This is a genomic window from Roseobacter sp. MED193, assembly GCF_000152965.1.
Taxonomy (GTDB): Bacteria; Pseudomonadota; Alphaproteobacteria; order Rhodobacterales; family Rhodobacteraceae; genus Pseudophaeobacter.
Window position 1 is genome coordinate 1,438,475 of record NZ_CH902583.1, and the last position, 20,692, is coordinate 1,459,166.

Annotated in this window: 20 protein-coding genes; 8 read left to right on the forward strand and 12 right to left on the reverse strand. The window is 56.4% G+C overall.

Annotation, left to right across the window (positions count from 1 at the left end; genetic code table 11):
• Nucleotides 1–2: 2 nt before the first annotated feature.
• Nucleotides 3–953, reverse strand: a complete 951-nt coding sequence (locus MED193_RS09255) for a dihydrodipicolinate synthase family protein (protein WP_009809441.1) — start codon at nt 951–953, stop codon at nt 3–5.
• Between the two features lie 223 nt (nt 954–1,176).
• On the opposite strand from MED193_RS09255, the gene MED193_RS09265 reads away from it, so the two are divergent.
• A complete protein-coding gene (locus MED193_RS09265; RefSeq protein WP_009809443.1) occupies nt 1,177–1,839 on the forward strand; it encodes a GntR family transcriptional regulator in 663 nt (220 codons plus the stop codon).
• A gap of 73 nt (nt 1,840–1,912) precedes the next feature.
• On the opposite strand, the gene MED193_RS09270 is transcribed toward MED193_RS09265, so the two are convergent.
• The 5 genes from MED193_RS09270 to MED193_RS09290 all read right to left on the reverse strand — a co-directional run bounded on the left by MED193_RS09270 (nt 1,913) and on the right by MED193_RS09290 (nt 7,636).
• Nucleotides 1,913–2,119 (reverse strand): cold-shock protein, encoded by a 207-nt coding sequence (locus MED193_RS09270; RefSeq protein ID WP_039966795.1) that lies wholly within the window; start codon nt 2,117–2,119, stop codon nt 1,913–1,915.
• Nucleotides 2,120–2,453: 334 nt separating this feature from the next.
• Nucleotides 2,454–4,439 carry a bifunctional diguanylate cyclase/phosphodiesterase gene (locus MED193_RS09275; RefSeq protein ID WP_050757583.1) on the reverse strand — a complete coding sequence of 662 codons (1,986 nt, stop codon included), beginning with the start codon at nt 4,437–4,439 and terminating at the stop codon, nt 2,454–2,456.
• A 306-nt stretch (nt 4,440–4,745) separates the two neighbouring features.
• Nucleotides 4,746–5,300 carry a rhomboid family intramembrane serine protease gene (locus MED193_RS09280; RefSeq protein WP_009809446.1) on the reverse strand — a complete coding sequence of 185 codons (555 nt, stop codon included), beginning with the start codon at nt 5,298–5,300 and terminating at the stop codon, nt 4,746–4,748.
• Nucleotides 5,301–5,420: 120 nt separating this feature from the next.
• Nucleotides 5,421–7,076 carry an acyl-CoA dehydrogenase family protein gene (locus MED193_RS09285; RefSeq protein WP_009809447.1) on the reverse strand — a complete coding sequence of 552 codons (1,656 nt, stop codon included), beginning with the start codon at nt 7,074–7,076 and terminating at the stop codon, nt 5,421–5,423.
• Entirely contained in the window at nt 7,073–7,636 is a 564-nt protein-coding gene (locus tag MED193_RS09290) for a TetR/AcrR family transcriptional regulator (RefSeq protein ID WP_009809448.1), read from the reverse strand. The genes MED193_RS09285 and MED193_RS09290 overlap by 4 nt, the downstream gene beginning before the upstream one ends.
• A gap of 291 nt (nt 7,637–7,927) precedes the next feature.
• On the opposite strand from MED193_RS09290, the gene MED193_RS09295 reads away from it, so the two are divergent.
• Both MED193_RS09295 and MED193_RS09300 read left to right on the forward strand, forming a co-directional pair.
• Entirely contained in the window at nt 7,928–8,329 is a 402-nt protein-coding gene (locus MED193_RS09295; RefSeq protein WP_009809449.1) for a zinc-binding dehydrogenase, read from the forward strand.
• An 82-nt stretch (nt 8,330–8,411) separates the two neighbouring features.
• A complete protein-coding gene (locus tag MED193_RS09300) occupies nt 8,412–9,017 on the forward strand; it encodes a hypothetical protein (RefSeq protein ID WP_009809450.1) in 606 nt (201 codons plus the stop codon).
• A 121-nt stretch (nt 9,018–9,138) separates the two neighbouring features.
• On the opposite strand, the gene MED193_RS09305 is transcribed toward MED193_RS09300, so the two are convergent.
• Together MED193_RS09305 and MED193_RS09310 are read right to left on the reverse strand one after the other, a co-directional pair.
• Nucleotides 9,139–9,549 carry a universal stress protein gene (locus MED193_RS09305; protein ID WP_009809451.1) on the reverse strand — a complete coding sequence of 137 codons (411 nt, stop codon included), beginning with the start codon at nt 9,547–9,549 and terminating at the stop codon, nt 9,139–9,141.
• A 110-nt stretch (nt 9,550–9,659) separates the two neighbouring features.
• Nucleotides 9,660–9,986, reverse strand: coding sequence for an antibiotic biosynthesis monooxygenase (locus tag MED193_RS09310; RefSeq protein ID WP_009809452.1), 327 nt, complete (start codon nt 9,984–9,986; stop codon nt 9,660–9,662).
• A gap of 145 nt (nt 9,987–10,131) precedes the next feature.
• Between MED193_RS09310 and MED193_RS09315 the strand changes: the two genes are divergently transcribed.
• Both MED193_RS09315 and MED193_RS09320 read left to right on the forward strand, forming a co-directional pair.
• Nucleotides 10,132–10,845: a hypothetical protein gene (locus tag MED193_RS09315; protein WP_009809453.1), complete on the forward strand. Its 714-nt coding sequence runs from the start codon at nt 10,132–10,134 to the stop codon at nt 10,843–10,845.
• Between the two features lie 52 nt (nt 10,846–10,897).
• Complete coding sequence (locus tag MED193_RS09320) at nt 10,898–11,383, forward strand: HugZ family protein (protein WP_009809454.1); 486 nt, start codon at nt 10,898–10,900, stop codon at nt 11,381–11,383.
• Between the two features lie 8 nt (nt 11,384–11,391).
• On the opposite strand, the gene MED193_RS09325 is transcribed toward MED193_RS09320, so the two are convergent.
• The 3 genes from MED193_RS09325 to MED193_RS09335 all read right to left on the reverse strand — a co-directional run bounded on the left by MED193_RS09325 (nt 11,392) and on the right by MED193_RS09335 (nt 16,719).
• Nucleotides 11,392–13,677: a glycosyl hydrolase family 28-related protein gene (locus MED193_RS09325; RefSeq protein ID WP_009809455.1), complete on the reverse strand. Its 2,286-nt coding sequence runs from the start codon at nt 13,675–13,677 to the stop codon at nt 11,392–11,394.
• 386 nt (nt 13,678–14,063) lie between these two features.
• Nucleotides 14,064–15,698, reverse strand: a complete 1,635-nt coding sequence (locus MED193_RS09330; protein WP_009809456.1) for a lysine--tRNA ligase — start codon at nt 15,696–15,698, stop codon at nt 14,064–14,066.
• A gap of 127 nt (nt 15,699–15,825) precedes the next feature.
• Nucleotides 15,826–16,719: a LysR family transcriptional regulator gene (locus MED193_RS09335; protein ID WP_009809457.1), complete on the reverse strand. Its 894-nt coding sequence runs from the start codon at nt 16,717–16,719 to the stop codon at nt 15,826–15,828.
• Nucleotides 16,720–16,846: 127 nt separating this feature from the next.
• Between MED193_RS09335 and MED193_RS09340 the strand changes: the two genes are divergently transcribed.
• Together MED193_RS09340 and MED193_RS09345 are read left to right on the forward strand one after the other, a co-directional pair.
• Nucleotides 16,847–17,353 carry a cupin domain-containing protein gene (locus MED193_RS09340; protein WP_009809458.1) on the forward strand — a complete coding sequence of 169 codons (507 nt, stop codon included), beginning with the start codon at nt 16,847–16,849 and terminating at the stop codon, nt 17,351–17,353.
• A 131-nt stretch (nt 17,354–17,484) separates the two neighbouring features.
• The gene (locus MED193_RS09345; RefSeq protein ID WP_009809459.1) at nt 17,485–17,907 is read left to right on the forward strand and encodes a tellurite resistance TerB family protein; all 423 of its coding nucleotides are present in this window, start codon (nt 17,485–17,487) and stop codon (nt 17,905–17,907) included.
• A gap of 44 nt (nt 17,908–17,951) precedes the next feature.
• Here the strand turns inward: MED193_RS09345 and MED193_RS09350 are convergent, their stop codons facing one another.
• Nucleotides 17,952–18,410 (reverse strand): GFA family protein, encoded by a 459-nt coding sequence (locus MED193_RS09350; RefSeq protein ID WP_039966072.1) that lies wholly within the window; start codon nt 18,408–18,410, stop codon nt 17,952–17,954.
• A gap of 226 nt (nt 18,411–18,636) precedes the next feature.
• On the opposite strand from MED193_RS09350, the gene MED193_RS09355 reads away from it, so the two are divergent.
• A complete protein-coding gene (locus tag MED193_RS09355) occupies nt 18,637–20,688 on the forward strand; it encodes a molybdopterin-dependent oxidoreductase (protein ID WP_009809461.1) in 2,052 nt (683 codons plus the stop codon).
• Nucleotides 20,689–20,692: the final 4 nt, after the last annotated feature.

A 20,692-nucleotide genomic window follows, 5' to 3' on the forward strand; every position in this document is an offset into this window, starting at 1 on the left:
GATCAAGCCGCAATATCAGCGCGTGCCGACCAGCTGGTATACCAGCGCTTGAACAGCGTATATTGCGCCTCGACATAGTTGCGCTGACTTGCCGTGAGGACATCGCTTTCATTGAAATGCAGGGCATATTCGCGATCCCCATTCAGGACCATCAGATGCTTGTAGTACAGCACCAAGTCCGCGCCCTCATCAAAGGAAGACAATACCGCCAGCGCCTCTTCCAGCTCCTTGGCCCGGCGGCGGGCGCCGACATCGCCTGCGGCGGCGCGCTCACACAGGGCAACCAGATGCAATACTTCGCGGGGGAGTGCATTGCCAATCCCGGTGATGGCCCCCGCCGCGCCACAGTTCACAAAGCCGTGAAAAACCGTTGTATCGACACCTATCATTAGGGTGACGCTATCATCCTGCCCAGTGATATTTTCAGCTGCATAGCGCAGATCGTCGGCGCCGCCGAATTCTTTAAAACCCACCAGGTTGGGATGGTCTGCGCGCAGGGCAAAGAACAGATCAGCGCGGGTGGCAAAGCCGTAGTAGGGGCTGTTGTAGATCACCGCAGGCAGGTCCGGGGCGGCAGAGAGAACCGCCTTGAAATGGGCCTTTTGTGCGGCGCTGGACGTGCCACGGGACAGAACGCGTGGGATCACCATCAGCCCCTGGGCCCCGACCTCGGAGGCATGCGCGGCATGCGCAGCGGCGATTTTGCTGTTTACGGCCCCCGTGCCTACAATTGTCGGCACCCCCGCCTGAACGAGCCGTGCAACCCCCTGCATACGTTCTGCATCCGTAAGCAGCGGCCAATCCCCCATGGATCCGCAATAAACTACCGCCGACATGCCCGCGGCGATCAGTTCCTGACCCTTGCGGACCAGCGCATCAAAATCAGGGCGGCGATCCGGGGTGCAGGGGGTCATCAAAGCCGGGATGCACCCGGAGAAGATTGGATTGCTCATGGTCTTTTCCTTGCAGAGCCAACCCAGGTGGCTGGCGGTTGACGGGCTCCAAAGCGACGCGCCCCCCCTGCTCCGACCATCCGGAAAAAAGGGAAAGAACTGCGCAATGGCGACGGCGATTGCCTCCTTCTATTTCATATTGGATCCAATTTACAATATATTTTCTCTCTCAACTTCCCCCAGGCAGCAAATCCGGCTAATAACAAGGTAGAAGGAGTGCCCTATGAAGTTGAATTCCGTCGATATTTCGAAAACCGCATCGGCATCCTCGATCGTTTTTGAGGCCCTGCGCAAAGCCATCATCGAAGGCGACGTCAAAGAGGGGGAGCCTCTGCGCCAGGACGAAATCGCTCGGATGTTTAACACCAGCCGAATCCCGGTGCGCGAAGCAATCTCGCGGCTGGAAGAACAGGGGCTGGTCAAAACCCAACGCTACAAGGGGGCTGTTGTCTCTGGTCTCTCGGCCACCGAGGCTGAGGAAATCTTTGATTTTCGCGCTTTGATTGAACCAGAAGTGATCCGCCGCGCGGTGCCTTTGATGTCAGCTGAAACGCTGGACAGCGCCCGCACCTCTTGGGCGGCTTTTTCGGCCTCTTCTGACCCCATGAGCTGGGGCGATCTCAATCGGGATTTCCACTCAACCCTCTATCAGGCCAGCGGGTTGCAGTATCATCTGGATGTCATCGACAATGCTATGGACCGGATTGATCGTTATCTGCGGGCGCAATTGGTGATGTCGAACGGTATGGAACGCGCCAATGAGGAACATATCGCTATTTGGGAGGCCTGCGTTGCCGGCAATGCTAAACAGGCAGCTGAGCTGACGCGGCTTCATATTTCCGGAGCACGTGAATCACTGATTCAGAACATCAACAGTCTGCGCTAAAAGTGAAAAACGCGGCTCCTATAACAGGGGCCGCGTCGCAATTTCTTTTCAATCCCGCAGGGATCTGCCTGGTTTAGACCAGTGCCAGATTGACAGCTGCCTCACGACCATCGCGGCCAGGCTCGATGTCGAAGGTCACTTTCTGGTTGTCGGCCAGGCCGGTCAGGCCAGAACGCTCAACTGCAGAAATGTGCACGAACACATCCTTGGTGCCGCCATCGGGCGCGATAAAACCAAAACCTTTGGTAGAGTTGAACCATTTTACGGTGCCAGTAGCCATTTCCGTATTCTCCCTTTGATATGCTGCCCGCAGGATTGCGGCAGCCCGGCGTTGTTGAGTCTGGATCGAAGACTGAACGCCGTTAATAGGAGACAGCAGGTCGACATAGAGAAACACAAGCACAGAAAATATGCGCGTGCTCTGCGTCGGTTTCAAGAGTACATTTCTCAGTTTGATGCCGCTTGGATTACATTTTCGGTGCTTTCATCAGCCAAAAATTACAACCCAAGGGATTGCGCGGCAGTGATCCCGCATTTTGGGCCGCATTAGGATTGACCCACCATGCCGCCCTAGTTGACTTGCGCTCAGCCACGGCAACCAGCTTTCTGATTCCCTATGAGCGCATAGCGGAACGCCTTGGGCCTTCCCCTTCTGCGCTTGGAAGCAATTGTAGATAGGTCAGCGCGTCGCCACTCATCAGGGGCTTACTGAACAAATAGCCTTGAACCTTCATGTTTCCGATGCCCCGAAGTAGCTCCAACTGCCCCTGGCGCTCAACGCCTTCCACAATGCAATCAAGATCCAAGTTATCGCAAAGATCCAGTATGGTCTTGATCACAGCCTGTGACGTGGAACACTCTTCCATATCGACAAGAAAACTGCGGTCGATCTTCAGCTTATCAATTGGCAGGTTCTGAACGTAGCTCAAACTGGAGTAGCCGGTTCCAAAATCATCAAGAGCCACTTTGGACCCCAGACTTTTCAGAAGTTTAAGGGTTTCATTTGCTCTGCCGAGGTCCCGCAACAAGGCCGTTTCGGTAATCTCAAACGTCAACCTCTCCGGCGGGAAACCAGACCTGCGCACTATTTCAGAGAGTCGGAGAATATTCTGTGGCGAGCCAATATCATGCGCCGATAGATTGAACGAGACAAACAGGTTGCCTGGCCATTTGGAGACTTCGGATAGGGTTTTGCGGAGCAGCGTTTCTGTCAACTTGCTGACGACGCCAGTTTTCTCCGCGTTCTTGATGAAATCCGTAGGCGGGACATTGCCAAGAACGGGGCTGGCCCAGCGTGCCAGCGCTTCGGCGCCCACCGGGAGACCTGTATCGCTATCCACAACAAACTGGTACGCGACAAAAAACTCCTCATCGAGGTTTGCTTTTTGCAGCTCTCTCATAATACCGGTCGTCTCGTTTATCTCATCTTGATGTTGCTCGGAAAACAGAACTGCCTTTCCTTTTTGGCGTTCCTTGGCAACATAAAGAACATAGTCTGAATGCTCAAAAAGAAGCTTCGCCGTTGTTCCTGCCTCTGGGTATTTGGCGATACCGCAGGTGCCCCCGACATTCGCTATGAAGTTCTCAAATTCAAATGGTTCTTCTACCGTCTCACAGATTCTGTTCCCCAGCGCCCGAAGCTCGCTGTCAGATAGCTCCCCTTCAAAGATAATACCAAACTCATCGCCGCCCAGTCGCGCCACAAAGAGATCACTGCTAATTTGAGACAGGCGCTCGCCGACCTTTACCAACAGATTGTCACCCGCAACATGCCCGTAAATGTCATTGATCGGCTTAAAACCATCCAGATCCAAGGTGCCAACCGCAAAACTTCTATTACCCTCAGCGGCACCGACAATCCTTTCCTCCAACTCTGCCAGAAACCGGCGCCGATTGGGCAGGTCAGTCAGACTATCCAGGTTTGCGAGCCTTTCGTTCTCCTTGCCCAGCTCGTTGGCCTCAAATGCGGCCTTCTTCAGGGCAATTTGATTGGAAATCAGATCCACAAAACTCTCTGAATGATTGGACAGAACATAGAGAATGGCCACTGTAACGATCACAAGGTTCAGTCCGACAGAAAGGAATTCCTGGCTCCCGGCGTAGATGAGAAAGAGTGATGTAGGCCCAATGACCGTCACTCCAAGAACAATTGCTGCAATCCGCAGGTGCATCAAACACACCATAATGCCCAGGCTTGTCACACCCGAAAAAAATGCAACATGCCCCTGTGAATAGACGTCGCCATATCCAAACAGGGCCAGGGCCCACAGTGCAAAGATTGATCCTAAAACACCCGCCAGAACAATTGTTTGTCGAAGCTTTTTTCTGGCGACTTCGCCAGAAATCTCCTGCTTTCCAGCCCGCCAATACGAAAGCGTTCTGAGCACCGAAATGGAGACAAGAAAAACAGGAATATAAATGCTGAGCCAGGCCGGGGCCTGATCCATAAAGTCATAGGCCAGCGCCAGGGTATTCACGACCACCATAGTGTACATGAGGGGAATTTGCCGTGAAAATCTGTCGATTTGAGCAATGGCTAGGTCGGGGTTGTCGTCAGATATACTGAACACTCCCCGCAGCCGCTCAAAAATACCTCGCATAACCTGCTCCAAGTCACTGACTAAATATCATACCACCCATTGGTTAGGCCAACATCACTTGCACACCCGTTAAAAACTCTTCGATTTCCAAGAAACGACGATCAAATACTATGCCAAATTTTATATAGTGGAACTGAAAACTGCTCACGCATAGCCCCATGCCCAGTCTATTGCCGCGTCCTGGAGTGACCCGTGCTCAGTTCGAATGGATTGAATCTATCTAGAAGATCGCATGGGGCTATGCCTTGGCCACGGCCAAAATCGGCCTAACTTCAGCACAATCAAAAGACGCAAAAAAGATAAGGCTCAGATCTGGGATCTGTTGCTGAGGGCATAGGCGACAAAAACGCCTGCCCCACAGCCAAAGAAATGCGCTTCCCAACTGACACCGGGCTGCCCGGGCAACACCCCCCAGATCATCGTGCCATAAAAGAGAACCACGCCAATGGCCACCAAAAGGGGCACGGGCTGTCGTTCCATCACCCCCCGTGTCACCAGAAAACCGAACCAGCCAAAGATCAGCCCAGAGGCGCCGACATGAATCGCCGTTGCTCCAAACAACCACACCCCCACCCCACCAAGTACCACGATTCCGATTGAGGCCTTAAACACCAGCTGCTGCGCTGTGACCGCCAAAAGCGCACCAAGTACGACCAGGGGAGCGGTATTGGCCACGGCGTGACTGACAGAGCCGTGCAAAAGAGGCATAAAGAGGATACCCCATAAGCCACTGAAGGAGCGGGGACGCAGGCCCAGTCCGTCGCTCAGCGCATAGCCTGTGATCAGGTTTGCGACCTCAATCAGCCAGAGAACCGCTAACAAAATCGCCAGCCACCGGAACCGTTCCAAAACGCCGCTCACTCTCTGTTCTCTCCCGGTTCTATCCTCGCCCGGTAGAGCGTAACACAGCCAGAACAGAGGTGAAATGGCGACCAATTGCTGCCGAAACTGGGAGGGGGCACCCTTTACCCGGTAACGGCGTCATCTGGCGCCTCTGGCCCGTTGAATGATGGCCCGGCAGTCAACGCCATTGGGCAGGGTTCCATAGCTGCCAGACCAAGCAGCCCCCAGGCGCGTGGCGCAAAATGCGTCAGAGACACAGGCCGGAGCAAACCGCACCAACAGTGCGGCCTGCCAGATGAGCGCCATATGTTCTGTCAATCGGCGCGCCCGCAGTTGAAAATCACTTGGATCTGCAAGGGCCTGTTTCAAGGCATCCAGGGATTTGTCGAACAGGGCATTGCCCCCTTTTGCCGTTTCCACTTCGCTCAAGAAGGCTGCGCCGGCCTCAGGATCACGCTGCAGGGCCCGCAGCACATCCAGACAGATCACATTGCCCGACCCTTCCCAGATCGAGTTCACCGGCGCTTCGCGGTAGAGGCGTGGCATGATGCTTTCTTCGACATATCCGGGTCCGCCATGGCACTCCATCGCCTCATAGGTATGATTGGGCGCACGTTTACAAATCCAGTATTTGCCGATCGCCGTGCCAATCCGTGCTAAGGCCGCAGCATCCTTATCGCCGGCTTCGCCCTCATCGATGGCCCGACCAAGGCGCAGGCTCAGTGCCGTAGCCGCCTCAGACTCCAAAGCCAAATCCGCCAGAACATTCTGCATCAGCGGCTGATCTATCAGCAGTTTCTGAAAAGCGGAACGATGAGAGGTATGATGAAGCGCCTGGACCAGCCCCTGCCGCATCAAGGCCGCAGAGCCAAAGGCACAATAAAACCGGGTGCCTTGAACCATTTCAATGATGGTTTTGACGCCCTTTCCTTCCGCTCCAACCCGCAGGCCCCAGGTCTGGTTAAGCTCCATCTCGCTGGAGGCATTTGACTTGTTGCCCAGCTTATCCTTGAGCCGCTGCAGAAACAAACCATTGCGCTGCCCGTCGGGAGTAAACCGCGGCATCAAGAAGCAAGACAGCCCTTCATCGGTATAGGCAAGGGTCAAAAAGGCATCCGACATCGGCGCCGAGCAGAAAAACTTGTGGCCTGTCAGGCGATAGCCTTCTCCATCGCGCACCGCACGCGTGCTATTGGCGCGCACGTCAGAACCGCCTTGTTTTTCGGTCATAAACATCCCCATCTGAGCGCCGTTTTTTTCGCTCAGCGGAATGTCCCGTTTGTCATATTCAGTAGAGAGCAGTTTTGGCAGCCATTCCTGGGCTAACGCGGGGCTGGCTTTGAGGGTTGGAATAGCGGCATAGGTCATGGCGATAGGACACAGCACGCCCCCCTCAATCTGGTTCATCATATAGTTCATGGCCGCGTGGGTCACATGACCGCCCGCTTTGGGGTTGTTCCAGGCAAAATTCGATAACCCGTTCGCGACCGCCAACTCCTGAAGTGCATGATAGGCAGGGTGAAAGCTGACCTGATTGACCCGCATACCGTAGCGGTCAAAGGGTTTCACTTCCGGGCTATAGCGATTGGCCTGATCCGCCTGCTCCAGAACCTCTGCGCGCCCCGCCTTTTTGCCAAAATCCGCCAGCTTTGGCGCCGCCCAATCGGCGCCTTCACGTTGGATCGCTTCGCGCAGGGGCAGATCCGAGCTCCATAGATCCTGATCCCCCATATGGGGCGGTGTATTGATAACCTCATGCGTTGGTAATGCCGCCAGTGGGTTACGAATGGTCATCGCGCTGTTCCTTTTTGCTGTCCTGAAACGGCGTTCAGACAAAATGTCACAATCGCCTCTATCTCGACCTCTGTCTCGCTGCGGGTGGTTAGGGTTCTATCTGCCAAGGGCCCAATCAAGGCTTCGGCCAGGGCTCCGACAATGCAATTGGCGACAACCGCCGTGTTTTGCGCCGGAAAGGCACCGCTCTTGATGCCGTCATCAATGATGCGCCCCAAAACAACCGCATAGGATCTACGGAAGGCCAAGCGCTCGGCATCAACTAAGGTATCAACCGGCTCAAAGATCAAGGCATAGGCCAGGACCGGCGATTGCAGGGCACGCCGGGCAAAGACCTCCACCGCATCCCCCAGTCGCGACGGGGCGGCCCCGTCAGTGTCTGCAATTGCTGTCATCACCTGAACTTCACGCTTGGTGACACGGCGAAAGACTTCGGCCAACAGTTCAGCTTTTGATGGAAAGTGACGATACAGCGTGCCGGTCGCCAACCCCGCTGCAGCTGCAACCGAGGACATCTGCACAGCTGCAAAACCACCCTCAGCCACAGCCACACGGGCCACGCTTAGAATCTGATTGTGAACCCGTTCTTTGTGCTTACGAGTCTTTTTTGTCTCTCTGTAGGCCAAGGTATGAATCCAAATTCATTTTAAGTAATGAACAATGATTCACATCTTTGGGTCAAGGCCAGACGCCACCCTATTGGGGGAACCCCACGTCAGTTTGGGAACCGCAACAGACCTGCCACCCTAGGCACAGATCAGCGCCCGATGAAATCGGCGCGTCTTTCCTGCAAAGCGGCGTGCAGATAGTCGACCAGCAATCGCACCCGCAGCACAGCGGCAGTCTCCAATTTGGGGGCCCAGCATGTGATCGACTACACCTGCACAGATATCGCAGGCACAGCCCAAACCTATGACGTGATCTATGACACACTGGGCCTATCCTCCTATGGTCGGTTGCGACGTAATCTGTCGGCAACTGGGCGCTATATCTGTCCGGTCCTGAGTGGAAAATTGCTTTGTGCTGCGCTGGCTACCGGGCTCTTGAGCAGAGGCAAAGCGCAGTTTTCTGCGGCAGGTATGCAGCCCATGGGTGAGTTGCGAGAACTGTTGGCACAGGTCCTGATACTCACGCGCAGCAGGGTTTTGACACCACTCATGGATCGCAGCTACACCTTGGCGGATCTAATCGCCGCGCATCGCTATGTGGAGACCAGGCGCAAAGTCGGCAATGTTGTCGTGTCAGCCCCCTGAAATGAACGGATGAGGGTACGCTGGCAGCCCTTGCTTCAATCGGCTTTCCTGTTAGCCTTCTCCCATAATGAGGAGAGTTTTTATGAGCATTGTTAAGCAAATTGCCGTCACGACCCCCCTGGTCGCCTTATTTTCCCTCGCACAGTCGCCCGGCCCTGCCTTTGCTGGCGGCGATGCCGGTGGCAGCACCGGGGCCTCTTACGGGTTAAGCAACGCGACCACTCGATCCATCGTAAAGACATTGTCACGCGGGGGGGACCGATGCAGCCGACAACCCGCCGCCTACCGCTGCGATTGCTACCGCTGGGTCTATAAGCGTGCGGCAAACCAACTGGAGGGAAATGGAGCCTATTCCGAAGCCAAAGGCGCGCTGGAACAGGTTGAACGCAGCCTCGCAGCGGTGGTGGCACAGAATCGCGACAGCACCCAGCCCACACGCCGCCGCGCCCTAGAGACCTATACCCCGGTGAAACCCGCCGCCATTCCAAAGGTAAACCGCGCGGCGGTACAGGCCATGGCCAAAGCGGAAACCGTTTTGTTGCGCTCCCCCGCAAACAAGCAAGAACACTATACCCGCATCGCTCAGGCCATTAACTCCAACAAGGTTTTGTTGCGGTCCGCCCTGTTACCTGGCGGTGTGATCCGTTTTGCGGCAACGCTGATCACCGGATTTCTACAAAAGGCCTGAACCACGAAGAACAGTCTCATTGCGCCGTGGTTTCTGGCGCAATGAGACTGTCAGTCAAAGGAAGAATTCTTTCAAGGGCCCCCGGCACAGCGCCCAGGTGGCCCTCATGCTGGGCCTGCGCTCACCGGACGACATGCACCGCGCAGGCCGCATGGCGCACCACCTGACTGGCGGTCGAACCCAACAAAAGATCCTGCATACCCGGACGGTGGGAAGAGATGATCACCAGATCTGGCTTGTTTGCCTCTGCCCAATCCAAGATAGAACGCCCCGAATGTCCCTCTATCACGATACTGCTGGCATCATTTGGCAGGGTCTTAGCGAGGGCTGCCAGTTCTGTCTCCAGCGCCTTTCGGGTCTCAGCCATATAGTCAGCCGACATGTAGGAAATAGCATAGGCCGGAACCTGTTCGACCACGTGCAGCAGAGTAATCTTGGCTTCAGGCGTCGCCAAAAGCTGGGCCAGTTTGAGCGGTGCCGATACATCGCGATCTGGATCAAACGAAATGGGCACGAGAATATTGTGATACATGAGATGCCTCCTTGGCTGTTCGCCTAGAGGCAGAATGTACCTAGATCATCCAGGCCACCTTGATCCATATCAGGGACGTCCCGTTTTGTGGTCTTGCGCCTGTTGTCCTGTCAGATACTCTCAAAGGTTGCTGAGACCTCATACATCACCGGTTCGAAACTGCGGCACAGTTCGTTGATCTTGCGATTGCGCTCACGCATTTCAGCATAGCGTAACATCGCCAGAAAATCTTCGCGCCGACGCCATTGCGAATAATTGGCAATCCGGGTTTGGGCATCATTCACATGCAGCCCTGCCGAAATAAATCCGGGTTGTTTCGAGATATAGGCGCCATAGGCGTCTTTGAGCGCATCCAATAGATCCTGGCAGGTTCCTGGGGTCATTTCAAAGGTCGTAATGACCGTCTGAATGTCAGCAGCTTCGGTGATTTTAGGCATTGGCTTCTCCCTGGCTATTTCGCTGAGTGTGACGAGCCTACGATGATTGCCACAAAAAACGCACTCGTTTTTATCGCCGGAGTTTCCTGAGGCAGGTTTCACACGTAAAAAGAGCGCATGCCACTTTCGCCGCACCAATAAGCCCATGTCTTACCCAGGACATCTCGCCCTGGCGCTTTGCGCTGCGACACTGCCATTGGCGGCCAGCGCCGGCGCCTGGAAACATCCTGTGGACACGGGGTTTTCCTCCACCAGCTTCAACCTACGCAAAACCGATCAAGGGCTGGTGAATGAATTTGGCTATTATCGTGATTTTGGCATTTCACCCCGTTTTGATCTGGGAGTCGACCTAAACCATCAACAGAGCCAATCCACCCGCCAATCGGGCCATGTGATGGTCTTTGCCCGTCTGCCTCTGCGCCAGGGCGCAGACACTAGTAAAATCGCTGTTGAACTCGCCCTTGGTGGCAATCACACCAACCTGCAATGGCACCCGATGTACCGGTTCACCCTGTCAATCGGACACAGCAAGGCGACAAATCCCGGCACTCTTTGGGGTAACCTAGATCTGGTCTACGAAAAACGTGGCGACACCCCCCACCCACTGTGGAAACTCAACGCCAACTTTGGGCTGAACGGCAACCGCCGGGTCTCGCCACTGTTGCAGGTTGAAACCTCCTTTGGCCCCGAGACGGATTTCAACTACGCGATTATCCCCTCCCTGCGCATCAATCTCTCAAAGCTGTCCGGCGCAGGAAAGCCGATCCTGGAAAACAGTGATCTTATCTTTGGCCTTGAATATCGGCATGAAAACACCCAAAGTTTTGGCGTCAAGATAGCCCTGTGGCACCGCTTCTGATGCATCGCCCTCGCCAGATCTTCCCCCGACATTTCTGACCCAGAGTAGCCTGATGACAAACCCCATTCGCCCCACTGATGACGATGCTCGTGCCCTAGCGCGGACCCTGTTGGCGCAGGCCCGCTTTGCCGCCCTTGCGACCATTGATCCCTCTGGCGCCCCCTTGGTCACCCGCATCGCCTTTGGGCTTTGCCCCGCAGGTCAGCCGATCAGCCTGATGTCTGGTCTTGCCCAGCACAGCCAGAATTTAGCGACAAATCCAGCCTGCTCCTTGCTCGTCGGGGAACCAGGCCCCAAAGGGGACCCGCTTACCCATCCGAGGCTCAGCCTTGTGGGCCGGGCGCAGTTTCTCGACAATCAAAGCGAGGCCCATAAAGAACTGGCCGCGCATTATCTGCGCAGCCATCCAAAATCCAAACTCTACATCGGGTTTGCGGATTTCTCTTTTGTCCGGTTTTCGGTGCACCAAAGCCATCTGAACGGCGGCTTTGGCAAAGCCTTTAACCTCACCTCCAACGACCTCGCCCTGCCCAGTTAACCGCAGATCTACTTATCGACCCGAACCACCACCTGCACTTCACCACGCAGAGCTTCGCCCCAGTTCAAGCGGACCTCATTCTTGTTGCTCCCCTGTTCCAACTGCACCCAGGGACGCGGGTAGCGATAGGTTCCGCTGGAGTTTCGCATCGGCCCAATGGCGACGACCGCATCCACCGCCCGCGCCCGCCCCTGAAACGGCATTGCCCCATCGGTAGCGACCGTCCAACTTGTGGCAACCGTGGCCTGCTCATGACGAATCCGCAGCGGACTGGCCACCGCGGTGGAAATACCGTGAAAGGTATTCCCCTCAAAGAACACCGATTTACTGCGGCTAAAGTCCAGATCCGAAAAGCTGGTATCAACCCGATCGGCTCGGTCGATATTGCCATTGATCGAGCGAAATTTGTTGCCCGAAATGCTTACTCCATTCAGGAAATGCCCTGTCCCATATGGCTTGATCACCACATAGCTAAACCAGGGTGCCACATCGCTGGACAGGAACACATTGTCAGTGATCGACAGCGCGCTAAAGGAAAAACCAGTCGAGAAATCCGGGGTTGGATCTTGCTCGTTGGTCCACTCGATAAAACAATTGTCCACGTAATTGTCCGAAATGGTGCTGGCGCAATAGGTCGAAGCCATGATCAACCCTGCCGTGCGCACGCCACCTGCAATACTGTCACCTTGGAAAAAATGGTTGCCGGTGATGGTGTTATTCGCCCCAGCCAGCAGGGCAAAATGGCGGAATTTGGTCACCCGGTTGTTGCGCAGCTTAGCGTCATTGGCATTGACGTTAATTCCGACGCTGCTGCGGTTTGGCACAGTCTCAGCTTCCTCTGCGGACAGGAACTGGCAATTGTCCACCAAAATGCCCTGACAGCCCGAACCGATCGAGGTAATCCCTCGGTCCTTAGGCCGCGAGATAAAGCAGTGATCCAGGCTAAACACCGTCCCTGCCGAGGGCAGGCGCAGCGCTGAGCAGTGGGAGTTGCACTGGATTTCCACCTCGGTCATGCCAAACTTGCTCAGGGCGCTAAAGCCACTGAAATCCAGCAGATATTTAAAATCCTTGAAGGTAAAGACCTGAGTGCCTGCTGCATCATAGAGCGGCGCATTCAGGGTGATCTCACCCGCGCCGGTATTCTTGCTGCGGACATAGATCTCGCGGCCAACGCCGCTGCCCTCGACCAGGGCCCCAACGGGGATATTGGCGATATTGCTGACCGCCTTCAACTTGCGCGGATCATTGGGATCATAGGTGGCCTGCTCGCTCCATACCTGCGTATCCCAGGCCGCGCCACCAGAGGCTGAAAGTTGGCCATTTCGGATTACACGCCGGGTCGAATAGGAGCTGCGGTTGGGCACCGCAGCCTGCATATCAATCGGCGCAGTCACCGTCACCATCCGCCCAGCCAGATCCAGTGAATCATGATCTGATGAGTTCAACAGCGCCTGAAAGGCTTTCTTAAACCCCTCCTCCTCATTGCCAAAGGCGGCCGCGTAAGAGGGGAAATCAAAGTTTTTGCGCAGCAAGAGCATCCTATCGACCGGCATCCGCAAACTGCCCTCGAAAAACACCGGATTATTCAACGACACGGTCTGCGCCAAAAAATACTGACCCGCAGGGACAAGGATCTGCCGTCCCGCAGCCGCCGCATCCGCGGCCTCAAAGGCTGCTGTGTTATCCGTAACATCGTCCCCGATGGCGCCAAAATCCGTGACATCCACCACGCTTACCATATCGCGCAGGAAGGCGCTGGTCAGATCGGTGACCTCGATGCCGTCAATACGAACCACGCCGCCATTCGGGCCAATCAGATCCAGTCCAAAGTGACCATAGGTGGCCTCCAACCCCCAGGGCATGTCGACGCCGGTACGACTGCCGGTGCCGACAATGGCGCTGACCTCAACCACCGTCCCATAGGAGGTCAGCGTGGTGCTGCTCCCCACCTCGATCACACCTGCGACATGGGCTTCACTGCTATTGCCTGCCCAGCCCGCAATCCGCACCGTAGGCAAAGCACCACTTACCGCCTTAATCCGCGCCTTTACATGCAAGTAACAGCCCGGCAACAGCGGCGTTTTCCCCATATAGCGCAGCTTTTGAGTGGCCTGCAGTTTCTGCAACTCAAGACAGCCGGCAAAATCAGCATCGGCCACCACAATAGCCGCATTGGCCGCGCCGTCATATGTGTCCGATCCAGGCGTGCCATCGCCGCTTGACCAGACATCCAACCCCGCCTCGAACTCCGGTGGCATCAATTCCAGACCCGCAGTAATCACTTTGTTCATCCCAAAACCCTTTCCAACAGCGTCCATGCACGGCGCCGCCAAGAGCTAGAGATCTGGACTTAAAACCACGCAATCAAGGCGCGCGCCGTCCCGGTACCCCCATCCATTTTGGCTTTGCTTCGGAGCCTGTCCCTCGCCTGAGGACCGCCCGGCAGGGATAGGCAGCTGCCCCGGGCCAAATCGCCGAGGGCCCCCGCCACCAAGGCGGGGATACGGCTATTTTGCTTGGGAAGCAGATGCGCTCCCTGCCAGGACCTCAGATCAGGCGCGGGGCAGACTTCAAAGCTTTGCTTGGGTGGGACCTTGAGCTGAAATACCTCTCCTAAACAAAAAAGAGAGCGCCCGGAGGGCGCTCCCAATTCTTGAAACCGTAATCAAATGTGGCCTTAGTCGGCGAGGGCGCGCTCGATCAGCGCCACAGTCTCGTCGACGCCGTAGAGCGCGATAAAGCCACCAAAACGGGGACCCTGCGAGGCGCCCAACAGCACCTCATAAATGGCGGTAAACCAATCGCGCAGCGGCTCAAACCCGTGGATCTTGCCGATGGCAAAGACCACCGATTGCAGGAATTCCTCATCCGCGAAATCGGCCACTGGCAGGGGGTCATCCTTACCAAGAGTTTCGTTTTTCTTGGCAATCGCCGCCAGCGCAGCCTCTGCCGATTTCAAGGCATCCGCCAGATCCTGCAGGGCCACACGCTCTTGGTCACTGGGCGCACGGAAGACCTTGGTTGGTTTTACCTTGTCATTGAAATAGGCCACCGCAAAACCTGCGGCCTGATCCATGGTTGGATTGCTTTCGGGCGTGGCATCAGGGGCGTATTTATTGATGAAGCCCCACATGGTTTCCTTGTCCTCAGCGCTGGAGGCAGAGGCCAGGTTCAACAACATCGAGAACGGCACCACCATATCCGACTCTGGCACCTGGCCTGCATGGATATGCCAGACCGGGTTGTTGAGCTGGGCCTTCTGGTCCTGGGTCGCATAGGCTCGCAACTGCTGATGGTATTCATCCACCGCTTTGGGGATCACATCAAAATGCATCCGCTTGGCGGTCTTGGGCTTTTGATACATGAAATAGGACAGGCTCTCTGCGCTGGCATAGGTCAGCCACTCGTCAATCGAAATGCCGTTGCCAGAGGTTTTGGAGATCTTCTGCCCATTGGCATCCAGGAACAATTCATAGGTGAAATGCTCTGGCGCCCGCTGGCCCAGCACCCGGCAGATGCCATCATAGATCGGGGTATTGGTGCTGTGATCCTTGCCGTACATCTCAAAATCGACGCCCAGCGCCGCCCAACGGGCCCCAAAGTCCGGCTTCCACTGCAGCTTCACATTGCCGCCGGTGACGGGCAGTGTCCATTCCTTGCCGTCTTCGTCGTCAAAAGTCACCGTATAGGTTTCGGCGCAGACCTTTTTCATCGGCACATAGAGCACCCGGCCGGTTTCCGGGTGGATCGGCAGAAAGATCGAATAGGTCTGGCGGCGCTCTTCGCGCAGAGACTTCAGCATGATCGCCATGACATCATCGTATTTATCGACGGCGCGTTTCAGCACTTCGTCAAACTGGCCGCTCTCATAGAATTCCTTGGCCGAGTAAAAATCATACTCAAAGCCAAAGGTGTCCAGGAAACGGCGCAGCATGGCATTGTTGTGATGGCCAAAACTCTCATGGGTACCAAAGGGATCCGGCACCGAGGTCAGTGGCTTTTGCAGATGCGGCGTCAGGCTCTCGGCATCGGGCACATTGCCCGGCACCTTGCGCATCCCGTCCAGATCATCGGAAAAACAGATGAGCTTGGTTGGAATGTCACTGATCACCTCAAAGGCGTTTTTGATCATGGTGGTCCGGGCCACTTCGCCAAAGGTGCCGATATGCGGCAGGCCCGAGGGACCATAGCCGGTTTCAAACAGGACATAGCCCTTCTCTGGCGCGCCCTTGGCATAGCGTTTGAGCACCCGACGGGCTTCTTCAAACGGCCAAGCTTTGCTCTTGAGAGCGGTGTCGCGCAAATCAGACATTGCTGTTCTCCATCAGCGGCCCCTGTGGCCGCATAGTCCTGTGCCGCTGCCCCATGCAGCGGGTCGGCCCGGTCTATGGTGCAGATGCAGTATGAGTCAATGAACAGAGCCCCACCACAGGCAGGTTTCAACCGGGAAAATGCGCCTTTTCGACGATCCAATCCAGAATTTGCCGCACATCCTGCCGCGCCGCAGCCCCATCCCGCAGCCCGGCAAAATAGCCGCGCGCCGATGTGGTGGTTGGCGCCTGCAATCGCAACAGGGCGCCAGTCTCGGTGAAACTATCCAAAATCCCACCCCAGGCAAGAAAAACCCCCTGCCCGGCCAGGCCGGCATTCACCAACATAGCGTATGAGTTGAAGTCCAACACCCGCGCCCCACGCGGCATTAGCTGACCTGCGGATTTGAACCAGCTGGGCCAGTCATGCCACTGGCTGCGGGCCGCTTCCATGGTCAGAAATGTCATGCGGGAGAAATCATAGTCCTGTGCCGTCATGGCAAGACGCGACAGATAAAGCGGACTGGCCGCAGCATAGACCTCATCGCTAAGAAGGCGTGCCTCTGGCTCGCCACCAGTACCAGGCATACCGAAACGAACGGTCAGGTCCCCCGGACGTACCGCTTCCCCATACTCCTGGCTTATGATACGAATCGTCACCTCGGGAAAGGCCTGCTCCAATTCCCCCAAGCGCGGAATCAGCCAGAAACCAACAAATCCAGCAGGCGCCGTGACCGTCACAACCCGAGTTCGCGCCGCTTTTCTGATTTGGGACACCGCGTCTTCGATTTGGCCAAAGCCACTGTGTAAAGCCTGCAATAGATCCTTACCTGCTTGGGTCATCCGGGCAGGCTTGTGGCTGCGATCAAACAAATTACAGCCCAGATCTGCCTCCAGAGTCGCGATCCGACGCGAAACTGCCGGTTGCGAAACATTCAGCTCTTCGGCGGCCGCCGTCAGTGTACCATGGCGTGCCGCCGCATAGAAGGCTGTGAGCCCCGAAAAGCTAGGAAGACGCTCCATATAACATAACCTCATCGTATATTATGATGCAGTTTTAGCGCATTGAGCGAAACACAAAAAGCCCCTTATCTGAGATTGAGCCGCAGCCCCGCGATCCACTCACACCGACCTCAAGGAGGCCCAGACCATGCAGCAGGAAACAACCCTGGATTTTGCACCCGATATGACAACACTTGCCACTGATCTTGGCGAGACAGAGCAGTTTCATCAGGCTTCCAACCTGCCGCACGCCCCCCAGGACACTCTGCTGGTGGTGGATGCAGCGCAGGTTCCGCTGTCAGGTGGCACGGATGCCGCCTATGGCGAAGTGCGCTGGCGCACCCTGATCAACAGCTGCTCGGAAAAGTCGCGCGAAATGGTGCTGGGCATTGCCGAGTTCGAACCCCATGGTCGCCTGCTGCCCCACCGCCACGATCCGCCGGAATTCTATCTTGGCCTCGAAGGCTCGGGCGTGGTCACCATTGATGGCACCCCGCATGAAATCCGTCCGGGCGTCGCGATCTATGTCCCCGCCAATGCGGAACATGACACTCAGGCCGGCCCTGATGGGCTGCGGTTCACATATGGCTTTGCTGAGGCCAGTTTCGAGCAGATCACCTATCGATTTTCTGCAACCACCGAGGCACGAGGCTAAATCCACGCGAGATCAGGCCGTTTCCCGCCAGTTTACATCCGTTTCACATCATTAGGCCAGAGGCGGGAGTTGAACCCGTCTCTGGCCCGGCCTATCCTTGGGCTTGAAATACCGTGCAAAAAGGATCTCCCATGCCCGAGCAAAACGCCCAATCCATGTCTCAGCAGGACTGCCTTGTGGCTCTGATGGTGGCGGTCTCTGCCTCGGACGAAAACATCCGCACGGCCGAGCTGATCAAGATCCAGTCCGCCGTCAACATGCTGCCGGTCTTTGCCGATTATGATATCGACCGCATGACGCGGATTTCAAACACGGTTCTGGATCTTTTTGAACAGGAAGACGGGCTGGAGGCGTTGTTTGGCCTGATCCGCGACGACCTGCCAGAACGCCTGTATGAAACGGCCTATGCTCTGGCCTGCGATGTGGCGGCTGCCGATGGCAAATTGGCAGAAACCGAGCTCGAGTTCCTTGCTGAGGTGCGCTATGAGCTCAACATTGACCGGCTGCACGCCGCCGCTATTGAGCGCGGAGCCCGCGCACGCCACATGGTCTGACCTCTCCCGGAGCCTGTCTCAATTTAGCCTATTGGCAAAACAGGCTACGGCCAGCCTTTGGAATACTGCGCCATCAACCGCTGTAGGTCCTCGGCAGTCTCTGGAAACCGACAATAGCTATGGGCGACAGAAACTTCAGCCCAGTCCTGCTTTTCATCTGTCATCACCTCAACAAAGGGTGGCAGTGCGGCGGCATCATCGAGCACGGAAATCCGCAGGTTAATGCGCTCATCCGCTCCGGCGATACGGGAATAGACAAATCCCAGACAAGAGTGGCAATAGAAGTGTTCTCGGCCTTTGCTACGCAGCCCGCCTCTCGCCACGTCTCCGGTGATAGAAAAACTGTCTGCCGGGAACATGGCGGTCAGGGAATAATCGCTGGCGCATAGTTTCTGGCAGCCGCGACAATGGCACGCCAGGGTCAGAAGGGGCGATGCGGAAAGGCTGACACGAACCATTCCACAAAGGCAGGAACCTTCCAAGGGCAGTCTGGGAGTCTTCATTGAAATATCTCACATCTAAAAAGCCCTGCGTTCGTCTCAGATTTCGGGGTTCAGGGCATGAGGTGGGGGTGGGCAGACCAGTTCAGGTGTGTTTCACACTTCCACTAGATGCCTGCTTGACGATCTTACCGTGAAAAATTGGTCTGGTCAAATTCTTCAGCTTTGGCACTTCTGAACTGGACCACTTTCTCCTAGACAGGCTCCGACACCGCCTTTGGAGCCAGCCATGAACAAGCCACTCGATATCCAAACCCTGCCCTCCGTCTGCCCACTGGACTGTCCAGACACCTGTAGTCTCGCCGTCCAGGTGCAGGGCGACGCAGTTGTATCGGTGAAGGGATCCACTGCCAATCCTTACACAGCCAATGTGATCTGCAATAAGGTGGCGCGCTACTACCCCGAGTTTGTACACGGGCAGGCCCGCCTAACCCATCCCCTGAAACGCGTTGGCCCGCGTGGCTCTGGCCAATTTGAACAGATCAGCTGGGACGCGGCGCTGGATATGGTGCATGCAGGTTTCACCCAGGCGATTGAGGCCCACGGCCCCCAATCCGTACTGCCCTTCAACTATGCCGGGCCTCATGGGGAGCTGGCAGGGGGGTCGATGGATCGACGGTTCTTTTACCAGATGGGAGCCAGCATGCTCAATCGGGGTCCGCTCTGCGGCGGGGTGCGTGGCGGCGCCTATGCCAGCCTGTTTGGCAGTGCCCCCGGCATGCCACCGGTGCAGATCGAACACTCCGATCTGGTGCTGGTCTGGGGTAACAATGTCACCGTCTCAAACCTGCATCTGGCACCGCTGCTGAAAAAGCTGCGGACGCGCGGGGGCAAATTGGTGGTGATTGACCCCAAACGGATCAAGATTGCCGAGCAGTGCGACATGTATCTGCAGATCAAACCCGGCACCGATGTTGTTTTGGCGATGGGGCTAGCGGCTGAGCTGGAGCGCCGTGGCGCTCTGGAGGAGGCCTTCATCGCGCAATGGGTAGCGGGCTTTGATCCCTATATGGCGCAGGCCCGGCAGTATGAACCGGCTCAAGTCGTCGAGATTTGCAGCATAAGCGCCGCAGATTTTCACGCCCTCGCCGATGTGATGGTGGCGGCCAAGACCATGGCATGCGCCTTTGGTAACGGGATTGAGCGTGGACGCTCGGGTGGCTCAGCGCTGCGGGCCGGCATGGCGCTACCTGCTCTGCTGGGGCATCACGGGCGTCCGGGCGCTGGTGTGATGGCAAAATCCGGCAGTGCCACCCCCAAAACTCAGGCGCGCCTGCATGGCGATCACCTGATCAAGCCCGGTACCCGGACATTCAACATCGTGGATCTGGGCAATGTCCTGCAGGACAACAGTCTGGAGATCCCGATCAAGGCTACAATGATCTACAACCACAATCCGGTGGCGACCCACCCGGATCAGGCCAATCTGATGCGAGCGCTGATGCGAGAGGATCTGTTCATTGCGGGCTGCGATGTGGTGATGACCGACAGCATGGCCTATTGCGACGTCATCCTGCCAGCAGCCTCGCATTTTGAATTCAACGACATCTACGGCGCCTACGGTCAAAACTACCTGCAACGGGCGGCTCCGGTGATCCCCTGTGTTGGTGAAAGCCTGCCCAACACCGAGATTTTCCGTCGCCTTGCCGCACGCTTCGGCTATACGGATGCGATTTTTCAGGCCAGTGACACCCAGCTGATGGATGAGGCCATTGACGCTAGCCATCCGCAGCTACAGGGCAAACCTCCCAGCGAGATCCCTCTGGATCGCGCCATCGAGATGATGGCCCCGGATGGGGAACCGCTCGTGATGTGCAAGAACGTCAGCCCTGCCACAGCCTCGGGACGGATCGAGCTGTTCAGCGCGGAGTATGAGGCCCGCTATGGCTTTGGCGTACCACGCTATGATCCGGCACCGCAGGACCTTCCCCTGACGCTGATCACGCCCAGCTCCTCCAAACGGACCAACGCCACCTTTGGCAGTGACCCGGCCTCCACGGGGCCGGAAATCCTGGAAATGCACCCCGATGATGCAAAGGCGCGCGGCTTACAGGATGGTGCAATTGTCTCGGTCTGGAATGCACGTGGCGCGGTCACCTTGCAACTGAAAATCACCGCGGCAACCCGTCCCGGCGTGCTCTATTCCCCCAAAGGTACCTGGCGTGGCACATCGCAGACGGGTTTCACCGTCAATGCGCTGATCCCTGCGGATATCCGGACAGATATCGAAGATGGCGCCTGCTATCACGAGACATTTGTCGATGTGAAACCCGCACAATAGGCAC

Excerpts from the sequence above, each read along its gene's own strand:
- MED193_RS09355 (WP_009809461.1), top strand. The coding sequence starts at position 18,637 with ATGAACAAGCCACTCGATATCCAAACCCTGCCCTCCGTCTGCCCACTG.
- MED193_RS09265 (WP_009809443.1), top strand. The coding sequence starts at position 1,177 with ATGAAGTTGAATTCCGTCGATATTTCGAAAACCGCATCGGCATCCTCG.
- MED193_RS09330 (WP_009809456.1), bottom strand. The coding sequence starts at position 15,698 with ATGTCTGATTTGCGCGACACCGCTCTCAAGAGCAAAGCTTGGCCGTTT.
- MED193_RS09275 (WP_050757583.1), bottom strand. The coding sequence starts at position 4,439 with ATGCGAGGTATTTTTGAGCGGCTGCGGGGAGTGTTCAGTATATCTGAC.
- MED193_RS09310 (WP_009809452.1), bottom strand. The coding sequence starts at position 9,986 with ATGCCTAAAATCACCGAAGCTGCTGACATTCAGACGGTCATTACGACC.
- MED193_RS09300 (WP_009809450.1), top strand. The coding sequence starts at position 8,412 with ATGAGCATTGTTAAGCAAATTGCCGTCACGACCCCCCTGGTCGCCTTA.
- MED193_RS09285 (WP_009809447.1), bottom strand. The coding sequence starts at position 7,076 with ATGACCATTCGTAACCCACTGGCGGCATTACCAACGCATGAGGTTATC.
- MED193_RS09315 (WP_009809453.1), top strand. The coding sequence starts at position 10,132 with ATGTCTTACCCAGGACATCTCGCCCTGGCGCTTTGCGCTGCGACACTG.
- MED193_RS09255 (WP_009809441.1), bottom strand. The coding sequence starts at position 953 with ATGAGCAATCCAATCTTCTCCGGGTGCATCCCGGCTTTGATGACCCCC.
- MED193_RS09335 (WP_009809457.1), bottom strand. The coding sequence starts at position 16,719 with ATGGAGCGTCTTCCTAGCTTTTCGGGGCTCACAGCCTTCTATGCGGCG.
- MED193_RS09305 (WP_009809451.1), bottom strand. The coding sequence starts at position 9,549 with ATGTATCACAATATTCTCGTGCCCATTTCGTTTGATCCAGATCGCGAT.
- MED193_RS09325 (WP_009809455.1), bottom strand. The coding sequence starts at position 13,677 with ATGAACAAAGTGATTACTGCGGGTCTGGAATTGATGCCACCGGAGTTC.
- MED193_RS09345 (WP_009809459.1), top strand. The coding sequence starts at position 17,485 with ATGCCCGAGCAAAACGCCCAATCCATGTCTCAGCAGGACTGCCTTGTG.
- MED193_RS09320 (WP_009809454.1), top strand. The coding sequence starts at position 10,898 with ATGACAAACCCCATTCGCCCCACTGATGACGATGCTCGTGCCCTAGCG.
- MED193_RS09350 (WP_039966072.1), bottom strand. The coding sequence starts at position 18,410 with ATGAAGACTCCCAGACTGCCCTTGGAAGGTTCCTGCCTTTGTGGAATG.
- MED193_RS09340 (WP_009809458.1), top strand. The coding sequence starts at position 16,847 with ATGCAGCAGGAAACAACCCTGGATTTTGCACCCGATATGACAACACTT.
- MED193_RS09270 (WP_039966795.1), bottom strand. The coding sequence starts at position 2,119 with ATGGCTACTGGCACCGTAAAATGGTTCAACTCTACCAAAGGTTTTGGT.